Below are 18,863 nucleotides of genomic sequence, written 5' to 3'. Positions count from 1 at the left end.
GTCAGCGCTCACTCGTTCTCGTTGGCGGCGTCGTTGTCGTCGAACTCGCTGCTGAACTGCAGCGGGGCATTGGTGTTGCCGGCGGCCAGGGACTTCACGTAGATCGGCGCCAGCGGCTCTTCCTGGACGATGTCCAGCAGCTGTTCCTTGGCCAGTTCCAGCACCGCCAGGAACGTGACCAGCACGCCCAGCTTGCCTTCTTCTGCGGTGAACAGCCCTTCAAAACGGTAGAACTTGCCATCTTCAAGCCGGCCCAGCACTTCGCCCATGCGTTGCCGCACGCTCAGCGCCTCGCGCTTGATGGCGTGGCCACTGAACAGCTCGGCGCGCTTGAGCACGTCGTGCAGGGCCAGCAGCATTTCCTTCAGGTCCACCGGCGGCGGCAGCTTCACCGCAGCACGTTCGGGCATGAAGGCGTGTACCACCGTGGTGTCGCGGTCCTGGCGGGGCAGGGCGTCGATGTCCTCGGCGGCCTGCTTGAAGCGTTCGTACTCCTGCAGGCGGCGCACCAGTTCGGCGCGCGGGTCGGCCTCATCGCCTTCCTCGCTGACCGGGCGCGGCAGCAGCATGCGCGACTTCACCTCGGCCAGGATCGCGGCCATGACCAGGTACTCGGCGGCCAGCTCGAAGCGCAGCTCGCGCATCACGGTGATGTATTCCACGTACTGCCGGGTGATCTCGGCCACGGGAATGTCCAGTACGTCCAGGTTCTGGCGGCGGATCAGGTACAACAGCAGGTCCAGCGGGCCTTCGAAGGCATCCAGGATGACTTCCAGCGCGTCCGGCGGGATGTACAGGTCCTGCGGAATCTGCAGGACCGGTTGCCCATGCACCACGGCCAGCGGCATTTCCTGCTGCTGGGGGGCGGGCGGCCGGGTTGGCGGGTTCGCGTCGAGCGCGAGTTCGGAAGTCATCTAATGGACATCAGGATTGCATCGGACCAGTCGCGGCAGCGGGTTCACCGGGCCAACGCCACGGCGCCCCACGGCACCAGACACGCCGGGATCGGCGCGATTCCACACATATCAAACAGCAGGACGCGCCGCAGGAAACGGCAGCGACGGAACTACGGGGAGGTCGTCTACGTGGCCCGGCCAGGTGGTCCGGTTCGAAGCAGCGGGACGGTCGTCGGGGGCTGCGTTGGCCACAGAAACCGACGGGCTGCTGCATCCAGCCACGTGCAATGGTGTCTAGGGTAAGCCTTTGTCGCGCCAGTGTCCAGCCGGGCTGGGGCGAGGGCGGCATTGGCTAGAATCTGCGCACCCGACAACGCAAGCGAGGAAATGCCGTGTGGTATGTGATGGAAGGCTATGACGGCCAGGACGTGCTGGCACAGCGACTGCAGGCACGTCCGGAACACCTGGCGCGCCTGTACGCGCTGCGCGACGAAGGCCGCCTGCTGCTGGCCGGACCGTGCCCGGCAGTAGACAGCGAGGACCCGGGCCCGGCCGGCTTCAGTGGTTCGGTGGTGATCGCGCAGTTCGAGTCGCTCGTGCAGGCCCAGGCCTGGGCTGATGCCGACCCTTACGTAGCCGCGGGCGTCTACACCCATGTACAGGTGCGTCCGTTCCGCAAGGTCCTGCCGTGAACGCGGAGCGGATCGAGCGGATGCGTGACGCACTGCAGCAGGCGCTGGCCCCGAGCGTGCTGGAAATCGAAGACGACAGTCATCGTCATGCAGGCCACGCCGGTGCGCGCGATGGCCGCGGTCATTTCAACGTGCATGTGGTCAGTGAACGCTTCGCCGGACTGGGTCCACTGGCCCGGCATCGCGCGGTCTATGCCGCGCTGGGCGCGATGATGGAGACCGACATCCACGCGCTGTCCATTCGTGCATTGACCCCGTCAGAACAGGGCTGAGCCCTTGTCCCACACTGTCCTGGCGGGTCCGTCAGCGGGCCCGCCACAGACAGATTTCCATGTCCATTTCAGGACATTCGCCTAACGGACTGTTTACAAGCCCAGATGGAAACGCTTACATTCCGCGCCAATGCTGGTAGGTCCAAGCCGTGGAGGGCGGCTTCGTGAACAAGGCAGCTATCACAATCAAAGACGTCGCTCGCGAAGCCCGGGTCTCCGTGGCCACGGTTTCCCGCGCGCTCAACGGGCATGAAAATGTCGCCGAACCGGTCCGCCAGCTTGTGCTGGAGGTGGCTGCACGGCTGCGTTACACCCCGCACGCCGCCGCCCGCAGCCTCAGCAGCCGTCGCACCAATACGGTGGGCGTGGTACTGCCTGACCTGTACGGCGAATTCTTCTCCGAGCTGATGCGCGGCATCGACAACGTCGCCCGCAACCGCCGCCAGCACCTGCTGGTGTCCAGTTACCACGGTGACCAGGAGCAGCAGGGCGCGGCCCTGCGCGCCATGCGCGGCCGCGTCGACGGCCTGCTGGTGCTCTCGCCCTACGCGGAGAGCCCGGGATTCCTGACCGACAACCTGCCGCAGTCGTTGCCAACGGTGTTGATCAACACCTATCTGCCCGGGCAGGACCACCCGGTGCTGAGCATCGATGACCATGCCGGTGCGATGGCGATGACCCGCCATCTGCTTGACGCGGGTCACCGCCGTATCGCTTTCATTTCTGGCCCGGACCTCAACTTCGACGCGCGCGAGCGCCTGCGTGGCTTCCGTGACGCGTTGGCGGCTTTCGGCAGTGACGCCGAAGGCATCGAGCTGCCCGGTGATTTCGACGAAGCTTCCGGCCATCGCGCCGGTCAGGAGTTGTTGGCAGCCGGAGCGCTGCCTGATGCCGTGTTCGCCGCCAACGACATGATGGCGCTGGGTTGCCTGTATGCGTTCACGCAGGCAGGTGTCCACGTTCCGTCCGACGTCGCCCTGGCCGGTTTCGATGACATTCCACTGGCGCGTTTCGTCCACCCGTCGCTGACCACCATGCAGGTCAGCATCGCCGAACTCGGCGATCGGGCCATGACGCGCCTGATGCAGTTGATGGACGGCACCTCCACGGATGGGACAGGGGACAAGCAGACCCTGGTTCCCCGCTTGATAGTTCGCGATTCCACCACTCCGCCATCCGGCCGTTGAAGCCGGAGGCGTTCCTTCTTTTTTGATTGATCGCAGGGACCGCGCAAGCGGTTACCGCCACCCGGAGATTGAGTTGATGATGCACACCACCTTCCGCACGCCGGCACGCCGGCTGCTGAGCACCGCACTGGTCAGCTGCCTGATGCTGGCTGCTGCTCCGAACGTCATGGCGCAGTCGGCCAATGCCAGCCTGCGCGGCCAGGTTTCCGGCGCGCAGGCCGGCGCCGAGGTGACCGCCACCAACGTGGCCACCGGCACCGTCCGTCGCGGTACCGTCCGTGCCGATGGAAGCTACTCGCTGATGGGCCTGGACCCGGGCACCTATGATGTGGTCGCCAACGGCCAGTCGCAGAAGGTCACCGTCACCGTGGCCTCGACCGCTACCCTGAACTTTGCCGGCGCTGCCAGCAGCACCCCGGGTACGACCGCAGCCACCAACCTGGACACTGTCAACGTCGTCGCGCCGACCCTGCTGCAGGAAGTGCGCACGTCCGAAGTCGGCAAGACCGTCAGCCTGCAGCAGATCCAGACCACCCCGCAGGTCTCGCGCAACTTCCTGGAGTTCGCCGACGCGGTGCCGGGCATGATCTTCACCCGCGACGCCAAGGGCAACACCTCGCTGCGCGGCGGCGCGACCAACGCTGACGGCACCAACGTCTACATCGACGGCGTGGGCCAGAAGAGCTACGTCAAGGGCGGCGGCGTGGCCGGCCAGTCCGGCAGTGCCGGTAACCCGTTCCCGCAGCTGGCCATCGGCGAGTACAAGGTCATCACCGGCAACTACAAGGCCGAGTACGGCCAGGTGTCCAGCGCCGCGATCACCGCCGCGACCAAGTCGGGTACAAACGAGTTCAAGGGCGAGACCTTCTATCGTTACACCAACGACAATATGCGTGCGATGACCCCGGCCGAACGCCAGCCGGGAAAGAGCAAGGAAGAATCGGCGGAGAAGGAATACGGCTTCGCGCTGGGCGGCCCGATCATCAAGGACAAGGCCCACTTCTTCGTGACCTACGAAGCCAAGCGTTTCGATCTGCCAGTGACCATTGCCCCGAATGGCGCGGTCACCAGCGCTGCCTCGCAGCTGCCGGCGGCGGCCGCCGCCGGCCTGGGCCCGGCCAGCCAGCCGTTCAAGCAGGACCTGATCTTCGCCAAGATCGACGTCGAGCCGACCGACAACGACCGCATCGAGTTCACAGTCCAGGATCGTGACGAGAACCAGCAGCAGTTCAGTGACCAGACCTCCAAGGAACATGGCAAGGTCACTGACAACACAGACCGTCGTTTCGCGCTGCGCTGGAATCACAGCGGTGAGCGCTTCTACAACGAGCTGATGGTCACCCACGAGAAGTCGTTCAACAACCCGCTGCCGCTGACTCTGGGCAACGGCTACGTGTACACCGCGCCGGACGGCCGTGACATCGACGGCAACACTCCGCAGGAACGCACCATTGTGGAAATCGGTGGTGCCAGCGCCTTCGCCTCGCAGGTGAAGGGCCAGAAGGGCTGGTCGATCGAAGACAACCTGACCCTGGACGGCTTGGAGTGGGCTGGCGACCACACCATCAAGATGGGCGCCAAGTACAAGAAGATCAATCTGTACGCCTCCGACGCGCAGCAGATCAACCCGCAGTTCTACTACACCGTGGGCAACCCGGAATTCGGCATTGATACGCCGTACAAGGCGCAATTCACCAAGCCGATTACTGGGGTCAGTGGCGTGTTGCCGGAAGTACGCTCGAAGACCACGCAGATCGGCTTGTTCATTCAGGACGACTGGCAGGTCAACGACCACCTGCAGTTGAACCTGGGCCTGCGTTGGGACTACGAGAAGAACCCGACCTACCTGGACTTCGTGACTCCGCCGGAAGTGGTCAGCGCGCTCAATGCGCAGGATCCGCATGGCCCGGCCGGGCAGAGCTACGCGCAGACGCTCGCGTTGAGCGGCCTGAACATCAACGACTACATCAGTAACGGCCACAACCGCAAGGCATTCAAGGATGCCTGGCAGCCGCGGCTGGGCTTCTCGTATGACATCAATGCCGACGAGCAGCATGTGATCCATGGTGGCGCCGGTCGTTCCTACGACCGTGATCTTTTCGATTACCTGGCGTTGGAAACCACCAAGCTGGCCCTGCCGCAGCCGACCGTGTACTTCCGCGACCCGCGCAGCGGAGCCTGCCTGTACGGGCAGAACCCGTGCTTCGACTGGAACCCGAACCTGCTTAATGGCATTGGCAACGTGCAGGCCCTGCTGGGCAGTACCAGCAACGAAGGCCTGGAAGTGGACCTGCTCAACAACAACTTGAAGGTGCCCTACGCGGACCAGTTCAGTCTGGGCATGAGCAACCAGATCGGGGAGTGGCTGACCGACGCCACCATCTCGCGCACGCTGACCTATGATGGCTTCGCCTACACTTTGGGCAATCGCTTCCGCAACGGCAACTTCTTCGACAACCAGATGCTGTGTGGTGCCGAAAAGCCAACCTACGGCCAACCGTGGGGTTGCAACATCCCCGGCTTCGGCAGCCTGATCATTGGCCAGCAGGGCATCAAGACCCGCGCTACCCAGATCCTGCTGTCGGCGCAGAAGCCGTACACCAAGGAAAGCGGCTGGGGTACCTCAATTGCCTATACCTGGACCACTGCGCGCCACAACCGCAACATTGACGAGCACTACTCGTTCGATCGCGGCACCATCGGCGAATACCCATACATCAAGTCCAACGGCGCGCCGCGCCACCGTCTGGTGGTCACGGGCTCCTACGATGGCTTTTGGGGCATCACCTTCGGTGGCAAGCTGACCTTGGCCACCCCGGTGGCGGGCAACGACTGGTCCTGCGTGGCACAGGCCGGCAACCCGAACTGCCTGCCGACCCCGGCCGCCGGCTACCCGGGGGGCAATGGCCGCTTCCTGCTCGGCGGCAAGATCTTCGGCTACCGGTCGCTTGACCTGCAGGCGACCAAGACCTTCAAGCTGGCCGGCGATACCGAGTTGTATGCGCGTATCGACATCATCAACGTGCTCAACTTTGACAACTTCTCCAACCTGAACTACGTGAAGAGCGACGGCAAGCTGCTGGTGAGCTACAACGAGACCGGCGACATCGTCGGTACGCCGCGCCAGGTCAAGGCCGAAGTGGGCTTCCGCTTCTAAGCCCGGATGGATGCATGGCCCCGATGCCGCCGCTCCGCCGGCGGCATCGGTCGCGTGAAAACGGCAATGGCCGGCCCTGTGCCGGTCCATTGCCCATGCCGCTGCCGGTCAGGGGGCATCGGCATGGGCAATGATCGCGGTGTCAAACCACGTTTTTCGTGGTTTTTTAAGAACGCACCTTGTAAACGATTTCAGATCATTGGACGGTATGCTTTCCCATCGATCAGACCACCGGAGAAATCGCGCCATGCAGGCACGTTATCTGTTGTCCGCCGCAGCGTTGAGCCTGGCCGTGGCCGCCTGCCAGCCGGCCCAGCAGGAGCCTGCCAAGCCGCGGCCGCCGGTGATCCTGATCGAGGCCGATGCACCGCCGCGGCCGATGAAACCTGAGCTGCCGCCGCTGTTCGATGACATCGAGCGCCGCACCTTCCAGTTCTTCTGGGATACCACCAACGAGATCAATGGCCTGACCCCGGACCGCTATCCGTCGCGGCCGTTCGCCAGCATCGCCTCGGTCGGCTTCGCACTGACCGCGTATCCGATCGGCATAGAGAACGGCTGGGTCAGCCGCAACCAGGCGATCGACCGCACCCTGACTACCCTGAAATTCTTCCGCGACGTGCCGATGGGCCCGCAGCGTACCGGCAAGGCGGGTTACAAGGGCTTCTATTACCACTTCCTGGACATGCAGGAAGGTCGTCGCTACGACAGCTGGGTCGAACTGTCCTCGGTGGATACCGCGCTGCTGATGATGGGGGTGCTGTTCGCGCAGTCGTACTACGACGGTGACGATCCGCGCGAGAAGGAAATCCGCCAGATCGCCGACACGTTGTACAAGAAGGTCGACTGGCCCTGGCTGCAGCAGCGTGCGCCGCTGATCTCGATGGGCTGGTTCCCCGAGAGCGGTTTCATCGACCACGACTGGATGGGCTACAACGAGGCCATGATGGTCTACATCCTTGCCCTGGGTTCGCCGACGCACCCGGTCAGCCCGGATGCGTGGACGGTGTGGACGCGCACCTATGACAACGACTGGGGGGTCTACCAGGGCCAGGAATACCTGTCCTTCGGCCCGCTGTTCGGCCACCAGTACAGCCACGTCTGGATCGACTTCCGCGACATCCAGGACGCCTACATGCGCGAGCGCGGCAGTACCTACTTCCTCAACAGCCGCTCGGCCGCACTGGCCCAGCGTGAGTACGCCATCGCCAACCCGATGCAGTGGAAGGATTACGGCGAGAACGTCTGGGGCCTGACCGCCAGCGATGGCCCGCAGAACACCACGCAGGAATACCGTGGCGAGCAGCGCCAGTTCCGCCATTACTCTTCGCGCGGCGCTGGCCTGCGCGAGAACTTCGATGACGGCACCATCGCTCCGACCGCCGCGATCGCGTCGGTGGTGTTCGCGCCGGAACAGGTGATCCCGGCCACGCTGGAGATGCACAAGCGCTACGGCGATTACATCTATTCCAGCTACGGCTTCCTGGATTCGTTCAATCCCAGCTTCAACTACGACATCCCGATCAAGACCGGCCGCGTGGTGCCGGATCGTGGCTGGGTCGCCAGCGACTACATCGCCATCGACCAGGGGCCGATCCTGACCATGATCGCCAACTATCGCAATGATTTCGTCTGGGAAGTGATGAAGAAGAACCCGTACATCCGCAAGGGCCTGGAGCGGGCGGGGTTCAGTGGTGGCTGGCTGGCGCCGGAAGGTTCGTTCCAGCCGCTGGAACTGCAGAAAGACGAAAAGGCCGCGGCGGCACGCGCGGTGGGTATCGCCGAATCACGCGCGGCTGCCGCGCAGGAACAGAAGAACAATGCCAACCGCAACACAGGCCAGGGCAAGTAACCCGATGCCGAACTGGATCGACCGTCTGCGCCGCTGGACACTGCCAGCCCTGGCCGCACTGGCCGTGGCCGGCTGCGCCCGCACCGAACCGGGCACCACCACTGTGCGCTTCTGGGCAATGGGCCGGGAAGCCGAGGTGGTCAGCGAACTGATCCATGAGTTCGAAGCCGAGAACCCGGGCATCAAGGTGGACGTGCAGAACATCCCGTGGACCGCTGCGCACGAAAAGCTGCTGACCGCGTTCGCCGCCGACGGCCTGCCGGACGTGTGCCAGCTCGGCAACACCTGGGTGCCGGAGTTCGCCGAGCTCGATGCGCTGACCCCGTTGCAGCCGTTCGTCGATCGCTCTGCCGTGGTCGATGAGAAGGATTATTTCCAGGGCATCTGGGACACCAACGTGATCCACGGCGAGCTGGTGGGCGTGCCGTGGTATGTCGATACGCGCCTGATCTACTACCGCAAGGACCTGCTGGCCAAGGCCGGCTACGACCACCCGCCGCGCACGTGGCAGGAGTGGGATGAGCAGATGGCAGCGATCAAGCGCATGCAGGGCCCGAACCGCTATGCGGTGCTGATGCCGATCAACGAGTTCGAGCAGCAGCTGTCGCTGGCACTGCAGCAGCCCGATCCGCTGCTGCGCGATGATGACACCCGCGGCAACTTCAGCAGCCCCGGCTTCCGCCGCACGCTGGCGTTCTACGCCAACATGTTCGAGCAGGGCTGGGCGCCGAAGATGTCCGAGACGCAGATCTCAAACGTCTGGGATGAGTTCTTCCGTGGCTTCAACGTCTTCTACATTTCCGGCCCATGGAACATCCGCGAGTTCAAGAAGCTGCAGCCGAAGGAACTGGAAGGGCAGTGGGGCACCGCAGCGCTGCCGGGGCCGGAGGGTCCGGGCGCGGGCATCGCCGGTGGCACCAGCCTGGTGATCTTCCGCAAGTCGCAACAGAAGGAGGCGTCATGGAAGCTGATCGAGTTCCTGTCGCGCCCGCAGATCCAGGCACGTTTCCATTCGATCATCGGCGACCTGCCGCCACGCCGCAGCACGTGGAGTGCGCCGTCGCTGGCCAACGATCCGCTGGCCGCAGCGTTCCGTGACCAGCTGGAGCGGGTCAAGCCGACGCCGAAGGTGCTCGAATGGGAGCGCATCGTGCAGGAAATGCGCATCGTCACCGAGAAGGTGGTGCGCGGTGGCCTGCCGCAGGGCAAGGCCGTCGAAGAACTCGACCAGCGCGTGGACAAGGTGCTGGCAAAGCGCCGCTGGATGCATGAACAACAACGCCTGCAGCAGCGCGTTCCGTCGCCGCAATCGAGCAGTGCCGTGGCCGCCGGGAGCGCGCAATGAAACGTACTTCGCTTGCCGGCTGGATTTTCGCCGGACCCTCGCTGATCGTGCTGGGCGTGTTCTTCGGCCTGCCGGTGGCTTCGGCGCTGGCGCTGAGCGTGACCGACTTCGACCTGTATGCCCTGGCTGACAGCAGCAACCTGCGCTTTGTCGGCCTCGGCAACTATATCGATCTGCTGCAGACACCGATGTTCTGGAAGTCGCTGTGGAATACCACTTACTTCGTGTTGATCGGCGTGCCCTTGTCGATCGGCGTGTCGCTGGGCGCGGCAATGTTGCTGAATGCGCCGGCCGCGCGCTTCAAGGCGCTGTTCCGCACCGCGCTGTTCGCGCCGGTGGTGACCACGCTGGTGGCGGTGGCGGTGATCTGGCGCTATCTGTTCCATACCAGCTACGGCCTGGTGAACTACGGCCTGGGCCATCTGGGCATCAGCCCGATCGACTGGCTGGGCGATCCCAACTGGGCGATGCCGACCATCATGCTGTTCGCGGTGTGGAAGAACTTCGGCTACAACATGGTGATCTTCCTGGCCGGCCTGCAGGCGATCCCGCATGACCTGTACGAGGCCGCGCGCATCGACGGTGCCTCGCGCTGGAAGCAGTTCCTGCACATCACCCTGCCGATGCTCGGCCCGGTGCTGCTGGTGGTCGGCGTGATTACCGTGTCCGGCTACTTCCAGCTGTTCGCCGAACCCTACGTGATGACCCGCGGCGACCCACTGCAGAGCACCGTCAGCGTGCTGTATTTCATGTTCGAGGAAGGCTTCAAGTGGTGGAACCTGGGACGCGCCTCCGCCGTGGCGTTCCTGCTGTTCCTGATCATCCTGGCGGTGACCACCGTGATGCTGCGTTTCGGCCGCAAGAGGCAGTTGGTATGAGTCGTGAAATCGGCCAGTCGCGCTGGTACCCGTGGTTGATCAATGGTGCGTTGCTGGTGCTGGCCCTGGTCAGCCTGGCACCGCTGTTGTGGATGCTCTCGGTCTCGTTCATGCCGCAGGGCGAGGCCAGCCATTTCCCGCCGCCGCTGCTGCCTTCCAGCATCACCACGCACAACTACCATGAGCTGTTCGCGCGCACTGGCATGGGTGGCAACTTCGCCAACAGCCTGCTGGTGTCGCTCGGCATCACGGTCGGTTCGCTGCTGCTCAACACCATGGCCGGCTACGCCTTCGCCAAGCTCAACTTCGTCGGCCGCGAGCGCCTGTTCCAGGTACTGATGGCGGCGCTGGTGATTCCGGCGCAGGTGGCGATGCTGCCGCTGTTCCTGCTGATGAAGCAGCTGGGCCTGGTCAACAGCTTCGGTGGCGTGATCGTGCCAGCGCTGGCCAGCGTGTTCGGCATCTTCCTGGTACGCCAGTACGCGCGTTCCATCCCGGACGAACTGCTGGAAGCGGCGCGCATCGACGGGGCAGGGGAGCTGCGCATCTTCTTCCAGATCGTGCTGCCGATGCTCAAGCCGGTGCTGGTGACCCTGGCGATCTTCACCTTCATGGGCGCATGGAACGATTTCATGTGGCCATTGATCGTGCTGACCGACCAGGAGCACTACACTTTGCCGGTGGCACTGGCCACCCTCTCGCGCGAGCACATCATGGACGTGGAAATGATGATGGCTGGCGCGGTGGTCACCGTGGTCCCGGTGCTGGCGCTGTTCCTGGTGCTGCAGCGGTACTACATCCAAGGTCTGTTGCTGGGGAGCGTCAAGGGATGAAGCGAGCGATCGCCGTTGGACTGGGCCTGTTGTGGACTTCCCTGGCGATCGCCGCACCACCGGCGCTGCCGGCACCGAAGGTGCTGGACGACTTCGACGACATCGCGGCCTGGACGCTGGTGCTGTCCGACCAGGTCAGCGGTTCGCTGCGTCCGGTCAGTGGTGCCGGTGGTGGCCGCGCGCTGTGCCTGGACTATGACTTCCACGATGTCTCCGGCTACGTCGGCATCCGCCGCGCGCTGAACATCGAATACCCGGTCAATTACCGCTTCGGATTCCAGCTGCGTGGCGAATCGCCGGGCAACGACCTGCAGTTCAAGTTGATCGATGCCAGCGGCGACAACGTCTGGTGGGTCAACCGGCCCGGCTACAGCTTCCCCAAGGCGTGGACGCCGGTCGAGTACCGCCGCCGCCAGATCGACAAGGCGTGGGGTCCGTCGCCCGAGAAGGAGATGGCACGAAGCGCCGCCGTCGAGTTCACGATCTACAGCAAGGTCGGTGGCCGCGGCGCGGTGTGCTTCGACAAGCTGACCCTGCAGGGCCTGCCGCCGCAGGATGATTCGGCGTTGGTGCCATCAGTGATTGCCGATACGGCCACCGCGCTGCAGGACCGCATGATCGACGGCAAGAGCGACACGTTCTGGATCAGCGGTGGCGTCAAGCAGCAGACCATCAGCCTGGACCTGCACAAGAGCCGCGAGATCGGCGGTGTAGTGATCGATTGGCTGCCGAACCTGGAAGCCAATCGCTACACCGTGCGGACGTCCGAGGATGGCCGGGACTGGCGCACTGTGCGCGAGGTGACCGGCGGTGCGGGGGGGCGCGATTGGCTGGCGCTGCCGGATACCGACGCGCGCTACGTGCGTTTCGATCTGCGCGATGGCCCGAACTGGCGCTATGGCATCCGTGACATCGCACTCAAGCCGCTGGCCTTCGCCGCCACGCCCAATGCCTTCTTGTCCTCGGTGGCCGCCGATCTGCCGCGCGGCTCGTTGCCGCGTGCCTATGTGGGCGAACAGCCGTACTGGACCCTGCTCGGCCTCGATGGTGGCCAGGAGCAGGCGCTGATCAGCGAGGATGGCGCGCTGGAGCCGGCCAAGGGCAGCTTCAGCATCGAGCCGTTCATCCGCCTGGATGGCAAGCTGCTGGACTGGTCGAAGGTCGCCATCACCCAGTCGCTGCAGGATCACTACCTGCCGATCGCCACCGTCGACTGGGTGCATGAGAAGGCCGGGCTTTCGGTGACCAGTTTCGTGCAGGGCACGCCCGAGCGCGCGCAGCTGATCGGCCGCTACCGGCTGAGCAATCCGGACAAGGTCGCCCACGAGTACACCCTGGCGTTGGCAATCCGTCCGTGGCAGGTCAACCCGCCCACCCAGTTCCTCAACACCGTCGGTGGCTTCAGCCGCATCGATGCACTGGATGTGGGCGAACAGCTGGTTCGGGTCAACGGTGAGCCGCGCATCTATCCGCTGCAGGTGCCGGATGCGCGCTTTGCCAGTACGTTCGATGGCAAGCTCGATGCGATGCATCTGGAAAGCGGCAAGTACCCGGCCACGACCGCAGTGAAGGACAGCACCGGCATGGCGTCGGGTGCGCTGATGTACACGATCAAGCTCGAGCCCGGGCAGAGCCGCGAAGTGGCGGTGGTGCTGCCGCAGACCGGTGGCTGGGCGCCGCAGGCGCTGGACGTGGCCAAGGCGCAGGCGCAGGTGGCCGATCAATGGCGGCAGAAGCTGGGCGTGGTCTCGCTGCAGGTGCCGGCTGCGGGCCAGGCACTGGTCGATACCCTGCGCACGGCCGTCGCGCACATGCTGATCTCGCGGGTTGGCCCACGCCTGCAGCCGGGCACGCGCTCGTACGCGCGCAGCTGGATCCGCGATGGCGCGATGATTTCCGAGGGCCTGCTGCGCATGGGGCGCAGCGATGCCGTGCGTGACTACATCAACTGGTATGCGCCGTACCAGTTCGAGAACGGCAAGGTGCCGTGCTGCGTCGACGCGCGCGGCAGCGACCCGGTACCGGAGAACGACAGCCATGGCGAACTGATCTACAGCATTGCCGAGTATGGACGCTACACCGGCGACAGCACGTTCACCGAGCTGATGTGGCCGCACGTGCAGGGCGCCTACAACTACATGGAGCAGCTGCGCGCCAGCGAGCGCACCGAGGAAAACCGCGCACGCAATCCTGCCTTCTACGGGATGATGCCGGCCTCGATCAGCCACGAAGGCTATTCGGCCAAGCCGATGCATTCGTACTGGGATAATTTCTGGGCGTTGCGCGGCTACAAGGACGCGGCATCGCTGGCGGCCCAGCTGGGCAAGGTCGAGGCGATGCAGATCGCCGGATCGCGTGACCAGTTCCGTGATGACCTGCAGGCCTCGCTGCTGTCGGCGATGCAGCAGCACGACATCGACTACCTGCCGGGCTCGGCCGAGCTGGGCGATTTCGATGCGACCTCGACCACCATCGCGCTGGCGCCGGGCGGCGAGCAGGGCCGACTGCCGCAGCAGGCACTGGAGGCGACCTTCGAGCGCTACTGGAAGGAGTTCGTGGCCCGCCGTGACGGCAAGCGTGAGTGGAAGGACTACACCCCGTACGAGTGGCGCAACGTGGCGGCGTTCGTACGCCTGGGCTGGCGTGACCGCGCCTGGCAGGCCACCGAGTTCTTCTTCAGGGACCGTGCGCCGCAGGCCTGGAACCAGTGGGCCGAGGTGGTCTCGCGCACGCCGCGCAAGCCGTTCTTCGTCGGTGACCTGCCGCACGCCTGGGTAGCCTCGGACTTCGTGCGCTCGGCCTTGGACATGTTCGCGTACAGCCGTGACATGGACGATGCGCTGGTGCTGGCCGCCGGCATTCCGAGCGCCTGGCTTCAGGGCGAGGGCATCGCCGTGCAGGGCCTGCGCACGCCGCAGGGCCAGCTCAACTACCGCCTGCAGCGCAGCGACAAGCAGCTGGTGCTGGAGGTGCAGCCGGGCCTGGTGCCACCGGTCGGTGGCGTGGTGTTGCCATGGCCGTACGCCGGTGATCCGGGCGAGGCGACCATCAACGGCGAAGCGGCCGAATGGGTCAACAAGGAACTGCACGTGCACCAGCTGCCGGCGCGGGTCGAGATCGATGTACCGAGCGCGGTGCGCCGCGCCGAGCGCAAGGGGCAGTAACGATGAAGCAGCAGGGGGCAAGAGTGCGCACGACCGTGCGTGCCTTGGGGCTGGCCATTGCATTGGCACTGCCGGGCGCCGTGATGGCGGCCGATCCAGCCGCCGGGGCAGCGGCTGATGTCGCCACCGCGCCAGGCATGAGCATGGTCACCTTCAATCTGCATCATGACCGCGAGGACTGGCCACGCCGGCGCCGCACCATCCTGGCCGAACTCAAGCGCCTGCAGCCGGATGCGGTTGCCCTGCAGGAGGTGATCCAACGCCGCAACGTGCGAAACCAGGCGCAATGGCTGGCCAGCCAACTTGGCTACAAGTACGTGTTCGTGTCCACCGATGCGGTCGGCGCGCCCAAGCGCTACGGCAATGCGCTTCTGACCCGGCGGCCGATCCTTGCCCAGGGGGATCATCTGCTGCAGCCCTTGGACGACTACCGCACCGTGGCCCACCTGCGCATCGACGTCGATGGTACGCCGGTAAACGTCTACGCCACGCATCTGAACGAGCGCAGTGATGAGAGCGGACAACGCATCCGTCGCAGCCAGGTCGAGGACCTGCTGCGCTTCATCAGCGCGACGTCGGCGGGCGCGCCGGTGGTGATCGCAGGTGACTTCAATGCACTGGTGGATGCCGGCGATCTGAGCGAGCTGCGCAGCCACTACGGCGACAGTTACGGCAGCGTGCACGTCAACACCGATCTGTCCGGGGTCAGTACGCTCAACCGCCACTATTACCAGGCGCCGTCGCGGATCGACCACATCTTCTTCCAGCAGGACGAGATGGTCGCGCGCGAGGCGAAGATCCTGTTCGACCAGCCCGACGACAGCGGTCGCTGGGCCTCGGACCACTACGGCGTGTGGACCCGCCTGCAGTTCGCGCCGAAACCCTGACGGGACACGCCTGGGTAGGTGCCAACCTTGGTTGGCACGGGCGTGTCCGCGTGCACTCGATCAACGGCGCCAACCAAGGTTGGCCTCTACCAAAGCGGTGACCGTGCGCGGGTTGTGCCCTGGTGGGTGCCAACCTTGGTTGGCACGGTTCGGCCCGAAGCACAAACAAAAACGGCGGGGATCATTGATCCCCGCCGGTTCGTTTTCACGCTATCAAGGAGCGATCAGTTCGCCGGCGGCGTGCGCTTGGCGGCCTCTTCGTCTTCTTCATCAGCCTTGGCTTCTGCAGCCTGGGCTGCAGCGTCGGCATGGCCATCGGCGACCGGATCGATCGACGGCGTCACCACCGCATCAGCGCTCGGGGCGGCGGCTTCGATCGGTGCGGCTTCGACCGCTACCGGAGCGACCGGCTGTTCCACGATCGGCGCAGTCTCGACGACCGGCGTGGCTTCAACGGCCGGGGCGGCCTCCACCACCGGGGCACTCTCACTGGCTACCGGCTTGGTTTCAACCACCGGGGTTGCTTCAACCACCTGCGGCTTCGATTCCACGACCGGCGCGGCCTCGACTGCGACCGGCTTCGCTTCGATCACCGGAGCGGCTTCAACCACCGCGGCCGCTTCAGCCACAACCGGCTTTGCTTCGATGGCCGACGCAGCAGCGTCCACCACCGGAGTGGCGTTGGCGACCGGTGCGGCAGCGGCGACCGGCTGGACCGGGGTCGCGGCGTCGATGGCATCGAGCATGCTGGTCTGCACCGGCGAGGACACCGCTTCGGTCTTCGCAGCTTCGACCGGTGCCTGCACTTCAGCCACGACCGGGGCGGCGGCTTCGACCACAGCGCTGCTCACCACGGCAACCGGCGCGGCGACAACAGCGGCGGCAGCACGGGCTGGCTTCTCGGCTTCGACAGCGACCGGCTCGGCTTCGTCATCGAAGTCGAACTCCGGCTGCGAACGCGTGGGCTGCACAGCCGCGACCGGCGCAGTGCCGGCAGTGCTGTCGATGTTCGGCTCGGCGCCGTCGGCGTCATCACCGTCATCACCCTCGTCCTGGTCATCACCCAGGGCGTCGCTGCCGGCGGCGTTTTCGGCGCCACCGCGGCGACGACGACGGCCACCACGACGGCCACGGCGACGGCGGGTTGCGCCTTCGCCAGCCTGCTCGCCATTGGCGTCGGTTGCAGCCTCTTCACCGGCAACTGCAACCACGTCGGTCGCACTGGCCGCATTGGCAGCGGTGTCGACCGGTGCGGCCGCTTCCACCGGGGCGACCGGGGCGACAGGCGCGGTGGCTTCCTGCGCGTTCACCCCATTGGCGGCGACGGCCGTAGCGGCTACGGCTGCAGTCACGGCTTCGGCAGGTGCTTCGGCGGCATTGCGCTGCGGCTTCTCGGCCGGCTTGTCACCGTCCTGCTGCTGCGGGCGCGGCTGCTTGGGCTGCTTCAGCTTCGGTTGCTGGTTCTGGTTCTGGCCCTGCTGCTCGTTGCGCGGCTTGTTCTGCTGCTGCGGCGGCTGCTGGCCATCCTTGTGCTGCGGCTCCTTCTGCTTGCCCTGCTGCGGCTGCTGCTGCGCATTGCCATTGTTGCCGTTGCGGCCGTCCTTGCGCTGCTCGCCGCGGTCCTTGCGGTTGCCGCCGTCCTTCTGCTGCTGCGCGTTGCCATTGCCACGATTGTCGTCGCGACGGTCCTTGCGGTCCTTGTTGCGATCCTTGTTGCGGTCCTTGCGACCGCCGTCCTGCTGCTGGCGTGCAGCCGGGGCGGCCGGTGCCGGCGCGGGCGCCGGTTCGCCACCGAACACGCGCTTGAGCCAACCGATCACGCCGCCCGCCGGGGCCGGCGCAACCGGCGCTGCAGCGACCGGGGCCGGAGCGGCCGCGGCCGGCTCCACTTCCTCGCGCACCGGGGCCGGGGAGGTGTGCTTGACCTGGGTCACCGCCGGCGGCGGGATGTTCAGCTGGCCCTTGGTCAGCGCGTGCACCGGCAGCTTGCGCGGGGTGCCGCGCTGGTAGCTGGGCTTGCTGCTTTCTTCACCCAGCTCGTTCTCGCGCAGGCGGGTCACGGTGTAGTGCGGGGTGTGCAGCTGCTCGTCGGCGACGATCACGATCGGCGCCTCGTGGCGCTGTTCGATCTCGCGCAGGGCGCTGCGCTTCTCGTTCAGCAGGTAATTGGCGATCTCCACCGGGGCCTGCACCAGCACCTGCCCGGTGTTCTCCTTCATCGCATGCTCTTCAGCCACGCGGATGATCGACAGCGACAGCGACTCGACGCTGCGCATGCGGCCGTGGCCGTCACAACGCGGGCAGACGATCTGGCTGGACTCGCCCAGGCTCGGGCGCAGGCGCTGGCGGCTCATTTCCAGCAGGCCGAAGCGCGAGATGCGGCCGACCTGCACGCGCGCGCGGTCGTACTTCAGCGCGTTGGCGAGGCGGTTCTCGACTTCGCGCTGGTGCTTGTTGGACGCCATGTCGATGAAGTCGATCACCACCAGGCCGCCCAGGTCACGCAGGCGCAGCTGGCGGGCCACTTCCTCGGCCGCTTCCAGGTTGGTCTGGAACGCGGTGTCCTCGATGTCGCTGCCCTTGGTGGCGCGCGAGGAGTTGACGTCGACGGCGGTCAGCGCTTCAGTCTGGTCGACCACGATCGAGCCGCCCGACGGCAGGCGCACGTTGCGCTCGTAGGCGCCTTCGATCTGCGATTCGATCTGGAAGCGGTTGAACAGCGGAATGTCGTCCTTGTAGTGCTTGAGCTTGCGCAGGGTCTGCGGCATCACCTGCTGCATGAATTCGCGGGCGTGCTCGTACATCTCCTCGGTGTCCACCAGGATCTCGCCGATGTCGGCGCGCAGGTAGTCACGCAGGGCGCGCACGATCAGGCGCGATTCCTGGTAGATCAGGAACGGGGCGGGCTTGCTCAGTGCCGCTTCGGCAATGGCGCGCCAGACATTGAGCAGGTAGTCCAGGTCCCACTGCAGCTCTTCCGCATCGCGGCCGACGCCGGCGGTACGGATGATCACGCCCATGTCGTCGGGGATGTTCAGCTTGTCCAGGGCGTCCTTCAGCGCGGCCCGGTCTTCGCCCTCGATGCGGCGCGACACGCCGCCGGCGCTGGGCGAGTTCGGCATCAGCACCATGTAGCGGCCGGCCAGCGAAATGAACGTGGTCAGGGCGGCGCCCTTGTTGCCACGCTCTTCCTTGTCGACCTGGACGACGATCTCCTGGCCTTCCTTCAGCAGCTCGCGGATGCCGGCCTTGTTGTGGTCGACACCGGCCTGGAAGTAGTCGCGGGAGATTTCCTTCAGCGGCAGGAAGCCATGGCGGCCACCGCCGTACTCGACGAAGGCCGCTTCCAGCGAGGGCTCGATGCGGAAGATCCGGCCCTTGTAGATGTTGGACTTCTTCTGTTCCTTCGACGGCTGTTCGATGTCGATGTCATACAACGACTGGCCATCCACGATGGCAACACGCAGCTCTTCAGCCTGCGTGGCGTTGATCAGCATTCGCTTCATTGTTGCGTTCCTCGCAAGCGGCTACCGCGCGGAACGCCATGGGGTTTCGCCTCTGGACACGGCTCGCCGCCCATTCGCGCAAGCGCGGGGAGGGCGGCTTGGGTTTCCAGCGCTACGACACCACGGCAGGCCGCGGGAGCGCTTCACTCTTATGGTTTTTGGGTGTTGCAGGGCCGCAGGCAGCTGTCAGCCAG

Annotated in this window: 12 protein-coding genes; 10 read left to right on the top strand and 2 right to left on the bottom strand. The window is 65.4% G+C overall.

Going from position 1 to position 18,863, the window contains the following annotated elements:
* Positions 1–8: 8 nt before the first annotated feature.
* Positions 9–914: a segregation and condensation protein A gene (locus AC5P67_RS03910; protein WP_495214304.1), complete on the bottom strand. Its 906-nt coding sequence runs from the start codon at positions 912–914 to the stop codon at positions 9–11.
* Between the two features lie 374 nt (positions 915–1,288).
* Here AC5P67_RS03910 and AC5P67_RS03905 point away from each other — a divergent pair, with 374 nt between their 5' ends.
* From AC5P67_RS03905 to AC5P67_RS03860, 10 genes are all read left to right on the top strand, one after another.
* On the top strand, positions 1,289–1,588 hold the full coding sequence (locus AC5P67_RS03905; RefSeq protein ID WP_495214303.1) for a YciI family protein: 300 nt from the start codon (positions 1,289–1,291) through the stop codon (positions 1,586–1,588).
* 20 nt (positions 1,589–1,608) lie between these two features.
* The gene (locus tag AC5P67_RS03900; protein WP_032963317.1) at positions 1,609–1,860 is read left to right on the top strand and encodes a BolA family protein; all 252 of its coding nucleotides are present in this window, start codon (positions 1,609–1,611) and stop codon (positions 1,858–1,860) included.
* A gap of 149 nt (positions 1,861–2,009) precedes the next feature.
* Positions 2,010–3,047 (top strand): LacI family DNA-binding transcriptional regulator, encoded by a 1,038-nt coding sequence (locus tag AC5P67_RS03895; RefSeq protein ID WP_012480808.1) that lies wholly within the window; start codon positions 2,010–2,012, stop codon positions 3,045–3,047.
* Between the two features lie 76 nt (positions 3,048–3,123).
* The gene (locus AC5P67_RS03890; RefSeq protein ID WP_024956628.1) at positions 3,124–6,204 is read left to right on the top strand and encodes a TonB-dependent receptor; all 3,081 of its coding nucleotides are present in this window, start codon (positions 3,124–3,126) and stop codon (positions 6,202–6,204) included.
* 247 nt (positions 6,205–6,451) lie between these two features.
* Positions 6,452–8,056 (top strand): glucoamylase family protein, encoded by a 1,605-nt coding sequence (locus AC5P67_RS03885; RefSeq protein ID WP_495214302.1) that lies wholly within the window; start codon positions 6,452–6,454, stop codon positions 8,054–8,056.
* A 4-nt stretch (positions 8,057–8,060) separates the two neighbouring features.
* Complete coding sequence (locus tag AC5P67_RS03880; RefSeq protein ID WP_164225381.1) at positions 8,061–9,401, top strand: sugar ABC transporter substrate-binding protein; 1,341 nt, start codon at positions 8,061–8,063, stop codon at positions 9,399–9,401.
* Positions 9,398–10,279 carry a carbohydrate ABC transporter permease gene (locus tag AC5P67_RS03875; RefSeq protein ID WP_005410323.1) on the top strand — a complete coding sequence of 294 codons (882 nt, stop codon included), beginning with the start codon at positions 9,398–9,400 and terminating at the stop codon, positions 10,277–10,279. The genes AC5P67_RS03880 and AC5P67_RS03875 overlap by 4 nt, the downstream gene beginning before the upstream one ends.
* Positions 10,276–11,112 (top strand): carbohydrate ABC transporter permease, encoded by an 837-nt coding sequence (locus tag AC5P67_RS03870; protein WP_005410322.1) that lies wholly within the window; start codon positions 10,276–10,278, stop codon positions 11,110–11,112. Before AC5P67_RS03875 ends, AC5P67_RS03870 begins: the two co-directional genes overlap by 4 nt.
* Positions 11,109–14,276: a discoidin domain-containing protein gene (locus AC5P67_RS03865; RefSeq protein WP_495214301.1), complete on the top strand. Its 3,168-nt coding sequence runs from the start codon at positions 11,109–11,111 to the stop codon at positions 14,274–14,276. The genes AC5P67_RS03870 and AC5P67_RS03865 overlap by 4 nt, the downstream gene beginning before the upstream one ends.
* A 2-nt stretch (positions 14,277–14,278) precedes the next feature.
* Positions 14,279–15,163, top strand: coding sequence for an endonuclease/exonuclease/phosphatase family protein (locus tag AC5P67_RS03860; RefSeq protein WP_012480805.1), 885 nt, complete (start codon positions 14,279–14,281; stop codon positions 15,161–15,163).
* Positions 15,164–15,387: 224 nt separating this feature from the next.
* Here AC5P67_RS03860 and AC5P67_RS03855 read toward each other — a convergent pair whose 3' ends face one another.
* The gene (locus tag AC5P67_RS03855) at positions 15,388–18,669 is read right to left on the bottom strand and encodes an Rne/Rng family ribonuclease (RefSeq protein WP_062607423.1); all 3,282 of its coding nucleotides are present in this window, start codon (positions 18,667–18,669) and stop codon (positions 15,388–15,390) included.
* Between the last annotated feature and the right edge of the window lie 194 nt (positions 18,670–18,863).

It is taken from the genome of Stenotrophomonas sp. YJH_SMC_21, from assembly GCF_059369555.1.
The sequence above is the reverse complement of the archived record's forward strand: the minus strand, read 5'-3'. Positions and strand labels throughout refer to the sequence as shown.

What these genes read in the sequence shown, in the direction of transcription:
- AC5P67_RS03865 (WP_495214301.1), top strand. Translation starts at nt 11,109, where the DNA reads ATGAAGCGAGCGATCGCCGTTGGACTGGGCCTGTTGTGGACTTCCCTG.
- AC5P67_RS03910 (WP_495214304.1), bottom strand. Translation starts at nt 914, where the DNA reads ATGACTTCCGAACTCGCGCTCGACGCGAACCCGCCAACCCGGCCGCCC.
- AC5P67_RS03900 (WP_032963317.1), top strand. Translation starts at nt 1,609, where the DNA reads ATGCGTGACGCACTGCAGCAGGCGCTGGCCCCGAGCGTGCTGGAAATC.
- AC5P67_RS03875 (WP_005410323.1), top strand. Translation starts at nt 9,398, where the DNA reads ATGAAACGTACTTCGCTTGCCGGCTGGATTTTCGCCGGACCCTCGCTG.
- AC5P67_RS03855 (WP_062607423.1), bottom strand. Translation starts at nt 18,669, where the DNA reads ATGAAGCGAATGCTGATCAACGCCACGCAGGCTGAAGAGCTGCGTGTT.
- AC5P67_RS03860 (WP_012480805.1), top strand. Translation starts at nt 14,279, where the DNA reads ATGAAGCAGCAGGGGGCAAGAGTGCGCACGACCGTGCGTGCCTTGGGG.
- AC5P67_RS03870 (WP_005410322.1), top strand. Translation starts at nt 10,276, where the DNA reads ATGAGTCGTGAAATCGGCCAGTCGCGCTGGTACCCGTGGTTGATCAAT.
- AC5P67_RS03890 (WP_024956628.1), top strand. Translation starts at nt 3,124, where the DNA reads ATGATGCACACCACCTTCCGCACGCCGGCACGCCGGCTGCTGAGCACC.
- AC5P67_RS03880 (WP_164225381.1), top strand. Translation starts at nt 8,061, where the DNA reads ATGCCGAACTGGATCGACCGTCTGCGCCGCTGGACACTGCCAGCCCTG.
- AC5P67_RS03885 (WP_495214302.1), top strand. Translation starts at nt 6,452, where the DNA reads ATGCAGGCACGTTATCTGTTGTCCGCCGCAGCGTTGAGCCTGGCCGTG.